Genomic DNA, 16,948 nt, shown 5'->3' on the forward strand with positions numbered 1-16,948 from the left:
GTTTGTTATTCAAGTAGCCTTTTTAGTATCATCTACTTTCATGACACTATTCATTCCTATAATTGTCTTTTCTCGTCTATCTTATTTTTCCACTCTGCTTGAACAGATACGTATGGAAAGCTCTACTGTGTAAGTGCCTCTCTCTTAACTAATATACATCACTTGCTAGGTCCGGATATATTAATTTTTGATAAGTCAACTTCATCTACTGATGAGCTAGGTCTGGTGTCTTTCATATGTTTTACCAAAAGCTCCATAACTTTTCTTTGCCCAAGAAATTGCTGAAATGAACGTAATGCATCCGGATCAGTTAACCCAAGGAATGTCTGGAATGCTTGTAGATTTGGGCTATCATTATACCAGCCACTATTTTTATTGCTCTTAGCAGTTGCTTGTAAAGGAGTATCTCCTGAATGGTTTTTAATATTAGTATCAGCACCTTTTTTTAGCAATAATCTTGCTATTTCTTCATGGCCTTTTATAGCTGCTACATGTAAAGGTGTATTACCAAACCTATTGCCAATGTTGACATTCACTCCTTCTGCACTAAGTAATAACTCAACTATCTCTTTATGGCCATTGTTAACAGCTACACTCAAGGGATCCCTATCAGTACTACAGCCATTGACTTTAGCGCCGTTACTAAGAAGCCACTTAACTACTGCTTTATGTCCATTCTGAGCAGCTAAATACAAGGGTGTGAAATTATCTTTGTTTGCTGTATTAACATCAACCTTTCTTGTATTAATTAATAATTCAACTACTTCAGTATGTCCATTCTGTGCGGCTATTTGTAGAGCTGTTGTACCAAATGTATTGTCTTTAGCATCAACCTCAATTTTTTGAGTATCAAGTAACACCTTTACAACTTCTACAAGTCCATTTTGAGCAGCAATATGTAAAGGTATTTTACCATCAGTATAGTCTTTTATGTCAGGATCAGCTCCTGCTTTAATCAACTCCTCTACTATAGCGTTTACTGTAGTTTTGTTTTCACTCATAATAGCAGAGTGTAAAGGTGTATTGCCTTCAATAGTTCTTGCATGAACATCAGCCCCTTTACTTATTAGTAACTTTACTACGTCTAACTGCCCTGAATAAGCAGCTTTATGTAAGGCTGTAAATTCAGCTCTATCCTTGATATTGATATCAATTTTTGCATTAAGTAATGACCTAACTTTGCTTATTTCACCGCGAAAAGCAGCTGTATGTAATGGAATACTCTCATCTAAAAGCCATTGATCTATACTGAACATGTTTACCCTCTCTATATATACAAGAGCATACTATATCAGAATAATGAATACTCAAGCAAGTGTATTTATCCATTGAATTTTTTTTACGCTTGCTGTATTCACTAGCTTATTAAAATTTCTGAATCAGGTATTTTTTAGCTATAAATATCAAGAAATTTACCAAATGGAAAAAAGGCAAAAGAACCCCTTGGTAGTGAGTTTTAATAATTTAATGTGCTCACAAACACGTTTTGGCTGCATGTAGAAAAATTTAAAAAACCGCTACAATTTCGCCGATAAATACTCTGAATGAATTTTGTCATTGAACCCAAAAATAAGGATTTATTGTCATAACAAGGAAAGTAACTTTTTATGGCTTAAAAACTTGTTGTATGTAACGTATTGTAATACTTACGCAAAATATTTTAGTGCATTCTCAAATATGAGCATTCCATCACCATATTTTGGCATAGCCACTCCTGAACGTTTACATTTTTCTTTTTTAAGAGGCCAGTTGTCCTGCTGAGTAAAAAATATTCCTCTCTCTGGGTGAGGCATTAAAGCTAAAACTCTACCACTTTTGTCTGACAAAGCTGCCAGGTCGTATATAGATCCGTTTGGATTGTAAGGAAATTGTAAATTTGCATAGTCACCATTTTCATCAACGTAACGCAGTGCAACGTAATTATTTTCAATCAATTGATTTAAAATATCTTGATCCATAAAAAACCTGCCTTCTCCATGAGCAACAGGAAGATATAGCTCACTCAGGCCCCGTAGCCAAACAGAACTACTCTGCGGATTAACTCTCACTCTAATCCAACGGCATCGATAATTGCCTATATCATTAGAGGTTAAAGCTAGATTAGAGAATTCTGGAACTAATTTTACTAATATCTGGCAACCATTGCATATCCCTATAATAAGCTTATCCTGAGATAAGAAATTTTGAAATTCGTCTAACAAGTTGTTTTTTATACGTAAAGCAAATGCATTACCAGCACCAGTATCATCACCATAGGAAAAACCTCCTGGAATTGCAAGTATATTGCTTAATTTCAGTTCACTTGGATTATCTATAATATCATTAATGTGAACGATTTTTACTTCAATATTATTAATACCAAGCTTTCTGCTGCATTCCATAAATGCAAATGCAGTTTCTTTTTCGCAATTTAAGCCATAACCAGATAGGATTGTAATTTTCATGAATCAAAAAACTCGAACTTTCTTTTTACAAAATTTGCTATTAAATTCAAAGCAAATAGCATTAACAATAAAGCTATAATTGCAATGGCAGCAAGCTCAATAAATGCAATTTCAGGACTACTTGACCATATGTATATTTGTACAGGTAAAACAGTTGCCGGATCGAAGAAGGATGTAGGTGTATCAGCAATAAATGCTACCATGCCTATCATAAGTAAAGGGGAAGATTCGCCTAAAATCCTTGCAATTGCAAGCACAGCACCATGTATTATCCTTGGTAACGCAATCGGTAAAGAGTGGTCTAATATTACTTTGATGTGAGGCGCTCCAAGAGCAAACGCTGCATCTTTTATTGCAATAGGAACATTTGTAAAGGCATTTTTTGTCGCAATAATAATATTAGGCAGCATCATAAATGAAAGAGTCATCCCGCCAACAAGTGGTGAAGAACGGGGTAAACCAAATATGCCCAAGTAGAGAGTCAGTCCTACCACACCAAATATTATCGAAGGCACTGCAGCAAGGTTATTCATGCTAATTTCTACAATACTGGTTATTAGCCTATTTCTAGGCATAAATTCATAAAGACAGATACCTGACATAATTCCTATTGGCAATGCCAACGCTAAGCATACTATAATTGTCATTAATGAACCGATAAATGCCCCTAAAATACCTGCATTCTCAGGCTCACGAGAATCAGACTTAAGAAACAGAGACTTATTAAAAAATTTTCTTACTCTTCCCTTCTCTTTTAACCAATCAAGTAATTTAGCATAACGACCATTCAAACATTTATTTTTATATAGTGAATTGATCACACTCGATGCGGTAAACCAAATCTCATATTCACCACTATTTTTTACTCTCTTAAGAAAAAAACTTTCTAGCTCCTTGTAGGAGTTACGACTTAAAATTTCTTCACTGTCTTTAAAGTCAATTCCTTCAAACACTTTATGTAAAGAGTTATTGAGTAGGCTAATGGACTTATATCGTAAATCACCAGGATTATTAGTTAAAATAAGATCAGCATTTATTCCAACTGGCAATAAAATTTTCGTTACTGTTAAAGCACTATAAGAGTTAACTAGTATACTTAGTAATATACATATAGGACACCCAATTGAGACAATCAGTGCTGTAAAAGAGCAAAAGCATAAAATGTTGTTCTTTTTATTTTTTCTTTTTACACGAGCATGTACGCGCTTAGATTGAAGTAACTTAAGAAAGTTTTTCTTTATACTCATTTACTTTTCTTTATATGAGGATTTGAAAAAACTTTCCCCTTTTTCCAGTGCTTGACACTGAGATCTTGCAGGCTTTGCCTGCAAGTAATTTTTATATTTCTCATGAAAGCACAAACCAAAAGGAGAATCTGGATCCCAGTGTAAAAAATTGGGATGACACCACAGCGGGAGGCAAACGTACAGTTGTGCGTCACACACTGGGATAATAAGAGAGAGTTTTGAGATGATACAATTGACATCACTCCCTATTTTATCTACTTAGATTTTTTTTTAACATAAGTAGTACGTTCTTTGATTCTTGCAGCTTTCCCAAATAGCTTGCACAGATAATATAATTTTGCTCTACGTACCTTTCCCTTTCTCATCACTTGTACTGAAATTAATGCAGGAGAGTAAACAAAAAATTGTGATACTATACTTTCTCCATGACTTACCTTTCTAACTGAAAAAGAAGAGTGTAGTCCACGATTTCTTTTTGATATACATACGCCCTCAAATATCTGTATACGCTCACCCGTACTATCAACTACCTTAAAAGTGACCTTCAAATCATCGCCAGGACAAAAAGCTGGCATCTCTTTGGCTAATCTTTGTATTTGTTGTTCGTTAAATTTTTCAAGCAAGTTTGTCATTTATCATCTCCATTCAACAATTCAGGTCGACGTTCCTTTGTTCTAACATATGACTGTTCCCTTTTCCAATCACTTATTTTTCTGTGATTGCCAGACAACAGAACCTCAGGAACTTTATACCTACTCCACTGCTCAGGCCTAGTATATTGAGGATATTCAAGCATACCGCCACTATAACTAAAACTTTCTTCAGCAACGCTATCGAAATTATTTACTACACCTGGAAGAAGCCTAATACATGCATCAAGAACCACCATCGCAGCTGGCTCACCTCCCGAAAGTATATAATCTCCAATACTTAACTCATAAGGAGTATACACATCAATTACTCTTTGGTCAACACCTTCAAATCGACCACACAATATTGTTACATGAGGAATTTCTGTTAACTCCTTTGCAATTCTCTGATTAAATTTTGTACCAGATGGAGTCATATAAATAAATCTAGTATTTTTATGAGCAGAAAGCACATTATCAACTGCATTACCAATCACATCTGGGCGCATAACCATCCCTGCTCCACCTCCATATGGAACATCATCTATAGTTGAATGTTTATCTTTAGCAAAAGAACGAATATTTACTATTTCAAGATTCCATATTTTTTTTTCCAACGCTCTTCCAGCAAGAGAATAGTTCAAAAATCCGGGGAACATTTCTGGAAATATGGTTAATATTGTAACATTGAACGCCATTAAGGTTTATTTTAAGTTATTTGAGGCTATACTCTAAGAACAGTAAATTGATATGATACATAGTTAAATTAAATATGTCACTGAATAAAACGATATACGAAGGTAAAGCCAAAGTCATTATTGAAACTGAAGACTCATCAACTGTTATACAGTACTTTAAAGATGATGTTACAGCATTCAATAAGGAAAAATATGAAATTATTGAGGGCAAAGGAATAATTAATAATCATGTTAGTGCTTTTATCATGGAAAAGCTTGAGAAAGCAGGAATTAGCACGCACTTTATAAACACTCTAAACGAAAGAGAACAGCTAGTCAAAAAACTCAAGATAATACCTCTTGAGGTAGTGGTTAGAAATATTGCAGCTGGCAGCTTTTGCAAACGTTTTAATATCAAAGAAGGTGAGGCACTTACATCTCCTATAATCGAGTTTTTTTACAAAAATGATGACCTAGCCGACCCAATGGTAAATGAAAATCACATACTATATTTTGGTTGGTTATCCCATAAAGAAATGGAAGAAGTTAAAACTACAACTTTAAAGATCAACAAAATCTTAGTTGACCTATTTTCAAATGCAAATATATATTTAGTTGATCTCAAGTTAGAATTTGGCAAATTGATAAACAACAGCACTAAAATCATTTTAGCCGATGAAATCAGCCCTGATAATTGTAGGCTATGGGATAAAAATACGCATAAAAAGCTAGACAAAGATGTTTTCCGTTTAAATCTAGGAAACTTAAAGGAAGCATACTCAGAAGTTGCAAAAAGACTGTCAGTAAAGTTAGACTAACTAAATACTACTCTATCAAGTGGAGGGTTACATGCCTCATCAAGTTTTCCAATAATCTCAATTTTTTCTCCACGCTTTTGGAAATGGCTTTCCACATCCTTCATATTATCGGGATCTACAATCAGTACTATACCTATGCCGCAGTTAAATGTTTTTAACATTTCTCTCTTTTCTATTTTGCCTTCTTCTTTCAGCCATAAAAATATATCTGGCCATTTCCAAGAATTAATATTTATGTCTACAAATAAATTTCCTGAGAGAATTCTTGGAATATTGTCTATTAACCCGCCACCTGTTATATGCGCAATGCCTTTTACCTTTGGCATAATAGGCAACAAAGAATCAACATATATCTTTGTTGGCTTAAGTAATATTTCACCCCAAGATTTATTATTCCATGGAGATATATCATTATAATTTATACCTAAGCTTTTAAAAATATGGCGCACCAAAGAAAATCCATTTGAGTGAATTCCATTTGATTCTAAACCAACTACACAGTCACCTGCTTTCATTATACTACAATTTGGAAGAATTTGCTTTCGATCAACAACACCAACCACAAACCCTGCAAGGTCATAGTGATTGTTACCATACATTCCAGGCATTTCTGCAGTTTCTCCACCAACTAATGCTATTTTAGATTCCTTGCACCCTTCTGCAATGCCCTGGATTACAGACAATAAAACGTTTTTGTTTAAAACGCCTGTTGCAAAGTAATCAAGGAAAAATAAAGGTGTTGCTCCTTGTGCAAGTAAATCATTTACACACATTGCAACTAAGTCTATACCTATAGTATCATGCTTATTCATCCCTTGAGCTATTAATAGTTTTGTGCCCACTCCATCAGTTGAGGAAACAAGTACTGGATGGTCGTATTTCTTACTCAGCGAAGAAAAGTCAAACAATGCGGAAAATGATCCTACTTCACTAATTACTTCTTCTCCTTTAGTCTTTTCAATAATAGGTTTAACTTTTTTTATTAGTTCATTATATAGTTTAAGGTCTATTCCAGATTTAGCATAAGTATTCATAGCGCCTTCATAAATCTTATAATTATTAACACTACATTAATGCTTTGACACAAAAAACGCAACGAAACTTTCTCTTAAATTGACTACTACGTGCCTACCAATATAGGGTTAACTTAAATCATTTATACTTTTATCCAATGAATAAAAACATAATGTTAATAACAGAGTGTCTATCAGGACGAATTCTTCATGATTTTGCTAGTTCTATGCAAGGAATAGTAGGTGGATTGGAAGAGCTTGAAGAAAACAACCCTAATATGCAAAACGAAGCATTGTCATTGCTTAAAGAAAGCTCCGATGATTTAATATATAAATATAAAGTTATGAAGCAAGCGTATTCTCATTCATCAGATAATTGCAGCTTTGTTAAGACTAAATCCAATATAGAAAATTATTTATTAAAAAAAAAGTAAAGCTTCAGTGGAGAGTAAGTAAATGTCCTACAGAAAACTTAATTGAAAAAATAAATAAGATAATTTCCAATATGGTGATAACTATAATCAGTGCAGTGGCACAAATTGAATTAGTGTCTATTTTACTGACTAAAACAGAAGATAAAACACTACTCACTATAAAAGTAGTAAATGAACATAAATCAATAAGTACATTATTAGTGAGCAAATTAACAAAAAAAAATGATATTCGTTTGGATACAAAAGACATTATTATCTATATGACTTCTTTACTGTTAGAACAGTATAACACTAAAATCAATTGCACTTGTGAAAGTAATTCACTGAATATAGGCTTAACTATAACTTGAGATGGCTTCATATTTCATAAAAGGGAATCGATACTATAAATTTGAATCTTGGATAAGGAAAGGAAAAATTTTGTGGAGTAACTTAGACATAAAATCTGTAGTTAATTTGCAGGAAGTATTAAATAAACCATACGCGTCAAGTTAAGGAAATATCGTGAAATATAGCAACATTTGAGATGGGCATTTTATTTATTACATTTATTTTTTTAGGGAGTTCTTATCTAGAAGAAGATAATTTTTTCAGAAGAATCTATAAATTAATAACTTTATTACTTAATATATAAAATAGTTTTTTTTCGTTTCCTTTCTTCCTTATACCACTTTTCCTTAACTTGACGCGTATGGTTTATTTAACACTCCCTAATTTACCTCACAACTCATTTTAACATATATGAAAATAATGTTTAAAGAATTTTTTCCTATTATTATGAAGCTTGCATTTTCTGTCGCTTACTACTAGGATAGCTTAACAGTTGCAGTGCATGTCTATCAATGATAAAATGAAGATCAGTTTATTTTGATACTATGATTAGGGTACTCTTTGTTGCACTATTATTTTTTTGTGGTGGTTATGCACTTGCAAAACAGGAACCAAGACCAATAGCTGGTGATAACCACATAAAGGTAATGAATTATAATCCACAGGCTATACATAAGTACACGGGCTTTTATGGTTATCAATCCAGCATATTGTTTGAGCCAGGGGAGGTAATAGAGAGTCTTTCAATGGGTGATGCAACCGGTTGGCAACTCCTTCCTCAAGGTAATAGATTATTTATTAAGCCTATAGATGATATTGCCGATACTAATGCAACTATAATTACCAATAAAAGAGTTTATTATTTCGAATTTCATGCTGAAGAAGCAAACGGGCTAGATGATCCAAGGTTAGCATATGAAGTAAGGTTTCTTTATCCACTGTTCAACAGTGATGAAATTTATTCAACGAGTAACGGTGATATTCTAGAGCAAGCTATTCATACCACTATCCCTGATATAAGTGATATTGAGGTTATAAAGAAAGGCTTGAATTTTAACTATTCCATCTCGCACGTTAAAGGCAGTCAATCAATAATACCAATTAAGGTTTTTGATGACGGAAAATTTACATATCTACAATTTAATAAAATAAGCTCTGATTTCCCGGCAGTTTTTATGGTTGATTCTGCAGGATATGAATCCTTGATAAATTTTCGTACAGTTGATGACTACCTGATAATTGAAAGAGTAAGCTCGGTATTTACCTTAAGAAACGGATCAAGCACAGTCTGCCTGTTTAATGAAAACATACCTTTCAAAAAAGGTAAGTGATTAAAGGCTATGGTATTCTTATAGGTGCAAAATTCTTTCTATGGTGCTTCGTAATTCCATGAAGGCCAATAGCGCTGAGGTGTTCTTTTGTTCCATATCCCTTATTTTTATACCAATTATATTGAGGATGTTTATTATGCAATTCTTCCATAAGCCGATCTCTTGTAACTTTTGCAACGATTGAAGCAGCTGCGATTGATATACTTAAGCTATCACCATTCACTATAGATTTTACTTGCCATTTTACTTCAGGTGGTTGATTACCATCAACTAGCACATAATCTAGTTCTAGATTCAAGTTTGCCAACGCACGTTTCATTGAAAGCTTTGTTGCTTGCAAGATATTGTATGAGTCTATCTCCTCTACACTTGCCATTCCTATACCAAATTTTGCAACAGACGTTATTTTTTCGTATAGAACTTGCCTACACTTAGGGGTTAGCTTTTTTGAGTCGTTTATTCCATCAATAATCTTATCTCTATTAGTAAATATTACAGCTGCAGATACCACTGGACCAGCAAGTGGACCTCTTCCAACTTCATCTACTCCTGCTATAATTCCTGATAATGTATTTTCTAATGTGAAATCTGGATATTTCATAATTCCTATAATAAGAAAGTTAAAGCAAAAATCGAACAAATGATAGAAATTATCCAAAATTTTATAACTATTGTATTTTCTAACCACCCTTTCTTTTCAAAGTGATGATGTATTGGTGTCATAAGGAAAATTCTTCTTCCTACTCCATATCTAAATTTTGTATATTTAAAATATGATACCTGAATAATCACAGATAAAGTCTCTATTACAAAGATTATTCCAATAACGGCAAAAAGCATTTCTTTTTTAATTAGAACACTAGTGAGTCCTAAAGCTGCACCGATTGATAGGCTTCCAACATCACCCATAAATATTTTTGCTGGATGTGTGTTAAACCACAAGAAACTTAAAATAGCTCCTATAAATGCAATGCAGAATAAAGTAATGTTTACATCTGTCTGAGTGATGTATGCAACTAGCCCCAAAGAAGCAAAGGAAGTAATGGCTTGAGTTGCAGCAAGGCCATCCAAACCATCTGTGAGGTTCACAGCATTAGCAGAGCCGACAATCACAAATGCAGTAAATGGAATATATAGATAGCCTAAGTCGATTGCTACTTCTCTAAATAGAAAAATTTCTGTAAAACCTTCAGCAGATTGTAGCTTAAGTATAAACATACAAGCCAAAGCAACGACAAGCTGAATGAGTATTTTGGTTTTTGCACTTAAACCTCGGTGGTGATTTGTCTTCAATTTTAAATAGTCATCAATAAATCCAAGTAGAGCAAAAAATAGGGTTATAAATACCAGCAATGAAATTTCTGGTGTTAATTGAGTCCAAAACAAGATTGGTAATAAAGCAGAAGTTAGTATTATTATTCCACCCATAGGTGGTATATTCTTTTTTGTTACTAAATGACTTTCTGGTCCATATGATCTGATTGGTTGTCCATCTTTACTTATCTTTTTTAGAAGTTTTATAAAATAGGGAAAGAGAATAAACCCAAAAATAAATGAGATAAAAAACGTCTTTGTAGCTAAGATCACCTGCCTATCCAAAATTAACTAGACATTATACCAAAAGCTTTACCTAATCTCAATTTATACCTTTTTATCAGCTCATTTTATTTGGAGTAAATTTAGTTATTGATTAGTTATAGCAAAGTTTGCATACTGATATTTAGTTAATGGTAAGAGGTGGCATATGTTAGATCATATTAAAAAGCTTTTGTGGGCTACTACAGTACCTGATAATGAGAGTAGAGTTAAAAATTCTCACACGCATATAGTAGAGAAACCTTCTTTTGGTGATGCAGCTTCAAAGTTGAGTAAGGAAGAAAGGTCAGAAGAGCATCTTGTTCTTCTAAAAGGTAAAGGCAATAGCTCTGGTACAACTGTAACAGAAGGATCGTCTAGTATTCAGAATGCAGCATCAGGCAAGAACAAGCGTGAATATATCAAATTAGACAGTGATGAAGAATGGGATAAATTCTTTGAGTTACAGAATGATCCAGACACTAATACTACAAACAAAGAACCTTTTTCTCCGAAGAAAGGAGAATCTCACTATCATGGTAAAGAGATTGTAGGCAAGATTGCTGACCAAATTAAGGCAGAGATATCGAAGGTATATACCATAGAGTCCATAATGATAAAAGAAGGCAAAAGGGAAGAGAATATTGTTTATCCTACTGTGAGAGTTGTGCTACATGCCAATAAAGAAGGAGTAGATATAGCTAAACTTCTAGGCGGTAGTATATGTAAAGAGTATGGTGTAAGAACAATTACATTTTGTCATCCTAATCAAGAAAAAAAGAGAGGGGCATGTTGCTATATTAATAATGATAGTGATAATGAGGAAAGAGTTTATGAAATAATTAGTGGGTTATACGAAATGACTTTAAAGTGGTATGTTGATGGAAAAGAATGCAAAATTAAAGTTAACATTGACGGTAAGAAAGGTGTAACTCTTCTTGAACACAATGGTGTTACTGCAGAGCAGTTGCGTGCAAATAAAGAAGTCAAAATAGGTAAGAGACGTGAGCCAAAATCTTTATATGAAGCGTTAGCATCGCAGCTGCAACAAAAGAGCTCTGAATCAATCACAGTTTCGCAGCAACCTTCAACATGTGTAACAGGTGTGACAACACCAACTTCTACTTCTCAGAGATCCTCTTTTTGACTAAATAAATAAGAAAAAGCAAAAATAGTATAAGTTGCTTGTAAATGTAAGCAACTTATACTTCTATGATGAACAACGCGATACTACCAAGAAGTTTTTATGAGCGACCAACTTTAATCGTGGCTGGGGAGTTATTGGGAAAAGTTCTTAAATTTTCTAACTTTAGTGGAGTAATAACTGAAGTTGAAGCCTATATAGGAATGAATGACCCAGCTTGTCATGCAGCAAGAGGCTATACTAATCGAACCTCAGTAATGTTTGGTACGCCAGGGTTTTCGTACGTATATTTTATATATGGAATGTACTATTGTCTAAATATTGTAACAGAAGCAGAAGGATTCCCAGCAGCAGTGTTAATACGAGGATTAAAGCTCACTGAACCGCTTGAAGCAAATTTAGGCGGGCCAGGCATACTGTGCAAAAAATTAAACATTACAAAAGAACATAATAAACAAGACCTTACTATAAGTCATGAATTTTGTCTCTATGAATATCACCTCAAACCAGATTATGTGTGCACTCCAAGAATCGGAATTAGTAAAGGCAAGGAGAAATTTTGGCGATTTAAAAGTTGCGTTTTAGCAGAAATGCCTAAAATCACACTCGACAATAAATATTAGACCTCCTATATAACCTAGATAAAAAGGCAAATAGGCCTTTTATGTTTACCAACAATAGACTTCTTGGATAACCTAAGGATACTTTTTGATCTTCTATGGGGGAGTTGAACATTTTTATAAAACTTTTGCATACTCCTATTTAACTTTAATAGCTCTTTATCTTCCTGAAATCTGGATGTTTTATTAATGCATCTTCTATTCAGCCGTTAGTAAGAATTTTCACTTATTCCATAGCTTTGCGCTATATGGAAATATGTACGGTATTTACACAAATATTCGAGTGCTATTAATAAATATATTTGCTTTTCCTCCTCTTGCCTTTTTCTTGGCCTCTTCCTCTATTAAAATTTCTATTATTTTTCTAATGTTTTTCTTTTTACTCCTCTTAGTCTTCGAATCTTCTCTTCATCAAGTTTACTTACCTGCTCAAAATTTATACCTTTCCTAATATTGCTTCTACTACTTGTTTCTTAAGTTATCCAAGAAGTCTATTGTCTGTTCAGATACGAGGTAGCTGCTGCCATTTGAAATATTTTATTCACCTAAAATTACATTCTACCTATTTTAAAAGTAGTTTAAAAAACTTTATAGACTGCATACAAAAGACCTAATATCTTTAGCAATGCCTTCATAAATCCTTACTAAATCCTTACTTAGTATTGAAGGATTTCCACAATCAGAAGCACTACATATTTGCGGATCTAGAGGAATTCTGCTCAAGAGTTTGACTCCCAGCTCTTCAGACATTTTTTTTGCACCACCTTTTCCAAATATGTGTATTTTTGAATTATCTTGAACAAAATAGCTCATATTTTCCACAATGCCGATAATTGGCACGCTGAGCTTTGTGAACATATCATAAATTTTTTGTGCATCGACTAAAGCAAGCTCCTGTGGAGTTGAAACTATTATTGCTCCAGTTAAACTAAAATTCTCCATCAGACTTAAATGTACATCGCCAGTGCCAGGCGGTGTATCAATGATTAAATATTCTATATCAGACCACCTTGTTCCCATTAGCAAATTGTAAAGTGCTTTTGTGATCATAGGTCCACGCCATATTACTGCGCGGTCCTTATCAATAAAATAGCCAATTGAAATAGTATAGAGACCATGTTTCTCTATAGGCATTGCTTTACCACTCTGTATTTCTGGTTTTAATTTCTCAGTGCCCAACATTTTAGGAATCGAAGGACCATATATATCTGCATCAACTAGCGCAACTTTATGTTTTAATTCTGCTAACGAAAGAGCTAGATTTAGTGCAACTGTCGACTTACCCACACCTCCTTTACCAGAAGCAACGACAATTATATTTTTCACTCCTTCGATATGAAGTTTAGCTTTTTGTTGCCTAGCTTGTTTTTGACCAGTAGCAACTACAGTAACCTTTCCTACTCCCGGTATCGCCTTAACAGCTTGCTCACAATTTTTTCTTAATTCTTCATTTGGCTCAGTAACTTCAAGAGCAAAAGCAACATCTTTACCTTTAATAGTAATTGAGGATACTACACCAACATTCTTACCACTTTTCTTCAAGAACTTTCACTTATTCCATAGCTTTGCGCTATATGGAAATATGTACGGTATTTACACAAATATTCGAGTGCTATTAATAAATATATTTGCTTTTCCTCCTCTTGCCTTTTTCTTGGCCTCTTCCTCTATTAAAATTTCTATTATTTTTCTAATGTTTTTCTTTTTACTCCTCTTAGTCTTCGAATCTTCTCTTCATCAAGTTTACTTACCTGCTCAAAATTTATACCTTTCCTAATATTGCTTCTACTACTTGTTTCTTAAGTTATCCAAGAAGTCTATTGTCTGTTCAGATACGAGGTAGCTGCTGCCATTTGAAATATTTTATTCACCTAAAATTACATTCTACCTATTTTAAAAGTAGTTTAAAAAACTTTATAGACTGCATACAAAAGACCTAATATCTTTAGCAATGCCTTCATAAATCCTTACTAAATCCTTACTTAGTATTGAAGGATTTCCACAATCAGAAGCACTACATATTTGCGGATCTAGAGGAATTCTGCTCAAGAGTTTGACTCCCAGCTCTTCAGACATTTTTTTTGCACCACCTTTTCCAAATATGTGTATTTTTGAATTATCTTGAACAAAATAGCTCATATTTTCCACAATGCCGATAATTGGCACGCTGAGCTTTGTGAACATATCATAAATTTTTTGTGCATCGACTAAAGCAAGCTCCTGTGGAGTTGAAACTATTATTGCTCCAGTTAAACTAAAATTCTCCATCAGACTTAAATGTACATCGCCAGTGCCAGGCGGTGTATCAATGATTAAATATTCTATATCAGACCACCTTGTTCCCATTAGCAAATTGTAAAGTGCTTTTGTGATCATAGGTCCACGCCATATTACTGCGCGGTCCTTATCAATAAAATAGCCAATTGAAATAGTATAGAGACCATGTTTCTCTATAGGCATTGCTTTACCACTCTGTATTTCTGGTTTTAATTTCTCAGTGCCCAACATTTTAGGAATCGAAGGACCATATATATCTGCATCAACTAGCGCAACTTTATGTTTTAATTCTGCTAACGAAAGAGCTAGATTTAGTGCAACTGTCGACTTACCCACACCTCCTTTACCAGAAGCAACGACAATTATATTTTTCACTCCTTCGATATGAAGTTTAGCTTTTTGTTGCCTAGCTTGTTTTTGACCAGTAGCAACTACAGTAACCTTTCCTACTCCCGGTATCGCCTTAACAGCTTGCTCACAATTTTTTCTTAATTCTTCATTTGGCTCAGTAACTTCAAGAGCAAAAGCAACATCTTTACCTTTAATAGTAATTGAGGATACTACACCAACATTCTTACCACTTTTCTTCTCTATAACCTTTTTTAGGCTCTCTCTTACGGTTTCCTCATTAATCTGTGTAAATTTTTTCCAGAACATATGATGAAATTTTTTCTATTGGTGTATACTAACATAGAATAATTAAACTGCACTGACTTTAAAACGAGGTTACAAGAATATGCTAAATGATAACAACTTAACACAAGCACAACGAAATTTATATTTTCAGTTAAAAAGGGCCATATGGAATAGAAAGAGCATTAATAATATTTTAGAAGCAGCCTCAGAGAATGATTTACTAAAAGTTCTTACAATTGGATATACTACACGATTTCCAAGAGGTGGGGAACGCACTTTAACACTACTTAGCCTCGCCATATTCAAATGTAATGACGAATGCGTTAATTCTATTTTAATACATTCTCAAAATAACGGTACACTGCAAGAGATTATTAATACTGAAAATATTATAAACTATCAAGATAGTCTGATGTACACCTTAACATCGCTTGGCTTTGCTATACATTACAATAAGCCAAGATATATTAATGATATTTTAACAAAAGCCCAGGACAGTGGAATACTACAAGATATTCTTGCTACTAGAAATATTGTACAGTATTTCAATACTATGGAGTATGCTTTAACACTACTCAGTTTCTCTATATATGAAGGTAATAAAGAATGTATCAGTTCTATTTTAGAAAAAGCTCAAAATAATGATATGCTGCAAGGCGTTTTTATTGCTGAAAATATTTTACAGCTTTCAGATGGTCTGACGCATATTTTAACAACAATTAGCTTTGCCATATATGAAAATAGTAAGGAATTTTGTAACTACATGTCAGGTAAGGAAGCAGTATTACTACTACCCCCTCCCTTAGAAACGCAGCATGCAGGTTTCCCCACACTACGCTTGAGCCCCTTATCTAAGTTCTTCTTTTCTAGAACCGGCTTGTCCTTCATGATTCCTCAGGAAACATCATTCTTAATGGTGACACCAACAGTAGAGAACCTTCTCTTGAGAAAGAGCTTGCTAACATTCTTGTTCGTTTCACTCTCTCATCAAAATACTTTTTCCATTTTAAGTCAAGGGGATTTGCATCCGCTCTGATTTTAACATGTCGTCTGATAGGTATATCAATCAGCTTAAGCAGTCTTAAATACCGTATCTCTTTTGGTTTGTTCTTGCATATGGGTGCAGCAAAGACCCATTGGCGTTGACCCATTACTTTGAAGTAACGATTCTTTATCCAACGTAATCCTTTACGAGGATGTCTTTTCTTTGCCCATTTCCATAAACTATGCCAAATTTCATTGTCGATTTTTCTAAACGCTTTTTTAGCACACACATGGTGATAGTAATTTCCCCATCCTCTCAGTAGAGAGTTAAGTGACTTAATTACTATAGCCTGAGTGTTTGCTATATTTGCTTTTATCAATGTACGTGCTTTATTAAGAAGTTTTTTAATACTTTCTTTAGAAGGTTTAATAATTAACTTCTTATTATATCTACGTACATTACAACCAAGAAAGTCAAACCCTGTTGTAATAAATGTAATCTTTGTCTTCTCTTCTGACAGAGCTAAACCTCTCTCATGAAGGAAAGATGATACTAATGGCTTAACTTCATTTTCCAGTAGTTCACATGTAAAACCTGAAATAATAAGGAGAGTAGACCAGCGGAACTTCCCCACCAGTCTCTCGCAGAACTGTACGGAAACCTCTCGGTTTATACAGCTCCCATTATTTAGCCCTTTGATCCTAACCCAAGTGTCCAATGATAGAAAATATTTGGAGACCTCTTTCTCACTTTTCCTAGAAATTGCTTTGCTAGTCTTCCATGATCTC

Annotated in this window: 17 protein-coding genes and 3 pseudogenes; 7 read left to right on the forward strand and 13 right to left on the reverse strand. The window is 33.9% G+C overall.

The window, feature by feature from the left end; translation table 11 throughout:
• Positions 1-158 precede the first annotated feature (158 nt).
• From BBB02_RS02915 to trmD, 5 genes are all read right to left on the reverse strand, one after another.
• Complete coding sequence (locus tag BBB02_RS02915) at positions 159-1,256, reverse strand: ankyrin repeat domain-containing protein (RefSeq protein ID WP_127463922.1); 1,098 nt, start codon at positions 1,254-1,256, stop codon at positions 159-161.
• A gap of 390 nt (positions 1,257-1,646) precedes the next feature.
• On the reverse strand, positions 1,647-2,444 hold the full coding sequence (locus BBB02_RS02920) for a phosphoribosylformylglycinamidine synthase subunit PurQ (protein ID WP_127463923.1): 798 nt from the start codon (positions 2,442-2,444) through the stop codon (positions 1,647-1,649).
• On the reverse strand, positions 2,441-3,691 hold the full coding sequence (pstA, locus tag BBB02_RS02925) for a phosphate ABC transporter permease PstA (protein ID WP_108784326.1): 1,251 nt from the start codon (positions 3,689-3,691) through the stop codon (positions 2,441-2,443). The genes BBB02_RS02920 and pstA overlap by 4 nt, the downstream gene beginning before the upstream one ends.
• 254 nt (positions 3,692-3,945) lie before the next feature.
• Positions 3,946-4,323: a 50S ribosomal protein L19 gene (rplS, locus tag BBB02_RS02930; RefSeq protein ID WP_007302278.1), complete on the reverse strand. Its 378-nt coding sequence runs from the start codon at positions 4,321-4,323 to the stop codon at positions 3,946-3,948.
• Positions 4,320-5,018 (reverse strand): tRNA (guanosine(37)-N1)-methyltransferase TrmD, encoded by a 699-nt coding sequence (gene trmD, locus BBB02_RS02935; protein ID WP_017531952.1) that lies wholly within the window; start codon positions 5,016-5,018, stop codon positions 4,320-4,322. Before trmD ends, rplS begins: the two co-directional genes overlap by 4 nt.
• Positions 5,019-5,092: 74 nt before the next feature.
• On the opposite strand from trmD, the gene purC reads away from it, so the two are divergent.
• The gene (purC, locus tag BBB02_RS02940; RefSeq protein WP_127463924.1) at positions 5,093-5,815 is read left to right on the forward strand and encodes a phosphoribosylaminoimidazolesuccinocarboxamide synthase; all 723 of its coding nucleotides are present in this window, start codon (positions 5,093-5,095) and stop codon (positions 5,813-5,815) included.
• Here the strand turns inward: purC and purM are convergent.
• Positions 5,812-6,849: a phosphoribosylformylglycinamidine cyclo-ligase gene (gene purM, locus BBB02_RS02945; protein WP_127463925.1), complete on the reverse strand. Its 1,038-nt coding sequence runs from the start codon at positions 6,847-6,849 to the stop codon at positions 5,812-5,814. The two genes, purC and purM, sit on opposite strands and share 4 nt — an antisense overlap.
• A gap of 137 nt (positions 6,850-6,986) precedes the next feature.
• Between purM and BBB02_RS02950 the strand changes: the two genes are divergently transcribed.
• The 3 genes from BBB02_RS02950 to virB9 all read left to right on the forward strand — a co-directional run bounded on the left by BBB02_RS02950 (position 6,987) and on the right by virB9 (position 8,923).
• Positions 6,987-7,262 (forward strand): hypothetical protein, encoded by a 276-nt coding sequence (locus BBB02_RS02950; protein ID WP_012481935.1) that lies wholly within the window; start codon positions 6,987-6,989, stop codon positions 7,260-7,262.
• Positions 7,247-7,612, forward strand: coding sequence for a histidine phosphotransferase family protein (locus tag BBB02_RS02955; RefSeq protein ID WP_127463926.1), 366 nt, complete (start codon positions 7,247-7,249; stop codon positions 7,610-7,612). Before BBB02_RS02950 ends, BBB02_RS02955 begins: the two co-directional genes overlap by 16 nt.
• A 525-nt stretch (positions 7,613-8,137) precedes the next feature.
• Positions 8,138-8,923, forward strand: coding sequence for a P-type conjugative transfer protein VirB9 (virB9, locus tag BBB02_RS02960; RefSeq protein ID WP_127463927.1), 786 nt, complete (start codon positions 8,138-8,140; stop codon positions 8,921-8,923).
• A gap of 7 nt (positions 8,924-8,930) precedes the next feature.
• On the opposite strand, the gene BBB02_RS02965 is transcribed toward virB9, so the two are convergent.
• Together BBB02_RS02965 and mraY are read right to left on the reverse strand one after the other, a co-directional pair.
• On the reverse strand, positions 8,931-9,524 hold the full coding sequence (locus BBB02_RS02965) for a ribonuclease HII (RefSeq protein ID WP_127463928.1): 594 nt from the start codon (positions 9,522-9,524) through the stop codon (positions 8,931-8,933).
• 5 nt (positions 9,525-9,529) lie between these two features.
• Positions 9,530-10,510 (reverse strand): phospho-N-acetylmuramoyl-pentapeptide-transferase, encoded by a 981-nt coding sequence (gene mraY, locus BBB02_RS02970; protein ID WP_127463929.1) that lies wholly within the window; start codon positions 10,508-10,510, stop codon positions 9,530-9,532.
• 157 nt (positions 10,511-10,667) lie between these two features.
• Here mraY and BBB02_RS02975 point away from each other — a divergent pair, with 157 nt between their 5' ends.
• The gene (locus tag BBB02_RS02975; RefSeq protein WP_127463930.1) at positions 10,668-11,645 is read left to right on the forward strand and encodes a hypothetical protein; all 978 of its coding nucleotides are present in this window, start codon (positions 10,668-10,670) and stop codon (positions 11,643-11,645) included.
• Between the two features lie 68 nt (positions 11,646-11,713).
• On the forward strand, positions 11,714-12,265 hold the full coding sequence (locus BBB02_RS02980) for a DNA-3-methyladenine glycosylase (protein WP_127464298.1): 552 nt from the start codon (positions 11,714-11,716) through the stop codon (positions 12,263-12,265).
• 212 nt (positions 12,266-12,477) lie between these two features.
• On the opposite strand, the pseudogene BBB02_RS06400 reads toward BBB02_RS02980, so the two are convergent.
• From BBB02_RS06400 to BBB02_RS03000, 4 genes and pseudogenes are all read right to left on the reverse strand, one after another.
• Positions 12,478-12,702, reverse strand: a pseudogene (locus BBB02_RS06400) (helix-turn-helix domain-containing protein); the annotation flags it as partial.
• Positions 12,703-12,850: 148 nt separating this feature from the next.
• Positions 12,851-13,804, reverse strand: coding sequence for an Mrp/NBP35 family ATP-binding protein (locus tag BBB02_RS02990; protein ID WP_127463931.1), 954 nt, complete (start codon positions 13,802-13,804; stop codon positions 12,851-12,853).
• Positions 13,804-14,028: pseudogene (locus BBB02_RS06405) on the reverse strand (helix-turn-helix domain-containing protein); the annotation flags it as partial. The pseudogene BBB02_RS06405 and the gene BBB02_RS02990, both read right to left, overlap by 1 nt.
• A gap of 148 nt (positions 14,029-14,176) precedes the next feature.
• Entirely contained in the window at positions 14,177-15,196 is a 1,020-nt protein-coding gene (locus BBB02_RS03000; protein ID WP_127463932.1) for an Mrp/NBP35 family ATP-binding protein, read from the reverse strand.
• Between the two features lie 79 nt (positions 15,197-15,275).
• Between BBB02_RS03000 and BBB02_RS06825 the strand changes: the two are divergent.
• Positions 15,276-15,689, forward strand: a pseudogene (locus BBB02_RS06825) (WD_0033/WD_0034 family tandem repeat-containing protein); the annotation flags it as partial.
• A gap of 370 nt (positions 15,690-16,059) precedes the next feature.
• On the opposite strand, the gene BBB02_RS03010 reads toward BBB02_RS06825, so the two are convergent.
• Positions 16,060-16,794: a group II intron maturase-specific domain-containing protein gene (locus tag BBB02_RS03010; protein ID WP_245970066.1), complete on the reverse strand. Its 735-nt coding sequence runs from the start codon at positions 16,792-16,794 to the stop codon at positions 16,060-16,062.
• Between the last annotated feature and the right edge of the window lie 154 nt (positions 16,795-16,948).

This window comes from Wolbachia endosymbiont of Bemisia tabaci, assembly GCF_003999585.1.
Lineage (GTDB): Bacteria > Pseudomonadota > Alphaproteobacteria > Rickettsiales > Anaplasmataceae > Wolbachia.

What these genes read in the sequence shown, in the direction of transcription:
- BBB02_RS02920 (WP_127463923.1), bottom strand. Translation starts at nt 2,444, where the DNA reads ATGAAAATTACAATCCTATCTGGTTATGGCTTAAATTGCGAAAAAGAA.
- BBB02_RS02950 (WP_012481935.1), top strand. Translation starts at nt 6,987, where the DNA reads ATGAATAAAAACATAATGTTAATAACAGAGTGTCTATCAGGACGAATT.
- virB9 (WP_127463927.1), top strand. Translation starts at nt 8,138, where the DNA reads ATGATTAGGGTACTCTTTGTTGCACTATTATTTTTTTGTGGTGGTTAT.
- trmD (WP_017531952.1), bottom strand. Translation starts at nt 5,018, where the DNA reads ATGGCGTTCAATGTTACAATATTAACCATATTTCCAGAAATGTTCCCC.
- BBB02_RS02980 (WP_127464298.1), top strand. Translation starts at nt 11,714, where the DNA reads ATGAACAACGCGATACTACCAAGAAGTTTTTATGAGCGACCAACTTTA.
- BBB02_RS03000 (WP_127463932.1), bottom strand. Translation starts at nt 15,196, where the DNA reads ATGTTCTGGAAAAAATTTACACAGATTAATGAGGAAACCGTAAGAGAG.
- purM (WP_127463925.1), bottom strand. Translation starts at nt 6,849, where the DNA reads ATGAATACTTATGCTAAATCTGGAATAGACCTTAAACTATATAATGAA.
- rplS (WP_007302278.1), bottom strand. Translation starts at nt 4,323, where the DNA reads ATGACAAACTTGCTTGAAAAATTTAACGAACAACAAATACAAAGATTA.
- pstA (WP_108784326.1), bottom strand. Translation starts at nt 3,691, where the DNA reads ATGAGTATAAAGAAAAACTTTCTTAAGTTACTTCAATCTAAGCGCGTA.
- purC (WP_127463924.1), top strand. Translation starts at nt 5,093, where the DNA reads ATGTCACTGAATAAAACGATATACGAAGGTAAAGCCAAAGTCATTATT.
- BBB02_RS02975 (WP_127463930.1), top strand. Translation starts at nt 10,668, where the DNA reads ATGTTAGATCATATTAAAAAGCTTTTGTGGGCTACTACAGTACCTGAT.
- BBB02_RS02915 (WP_127463922.1), bottom strand. Translation starts at nt 1,256, where the DNA reads ATGTTCAGTATAGATCAATGGCTTTTAGATGAGAGTATTCCATTACAT.
- BBB02_RS02965 (WP_127463928.1), bottom strand. Translation starts at nt 9,524, where the DNA reads ATGAAATATCCAGATTTCACATTAGAAAATACATTATCAGGAATTATA.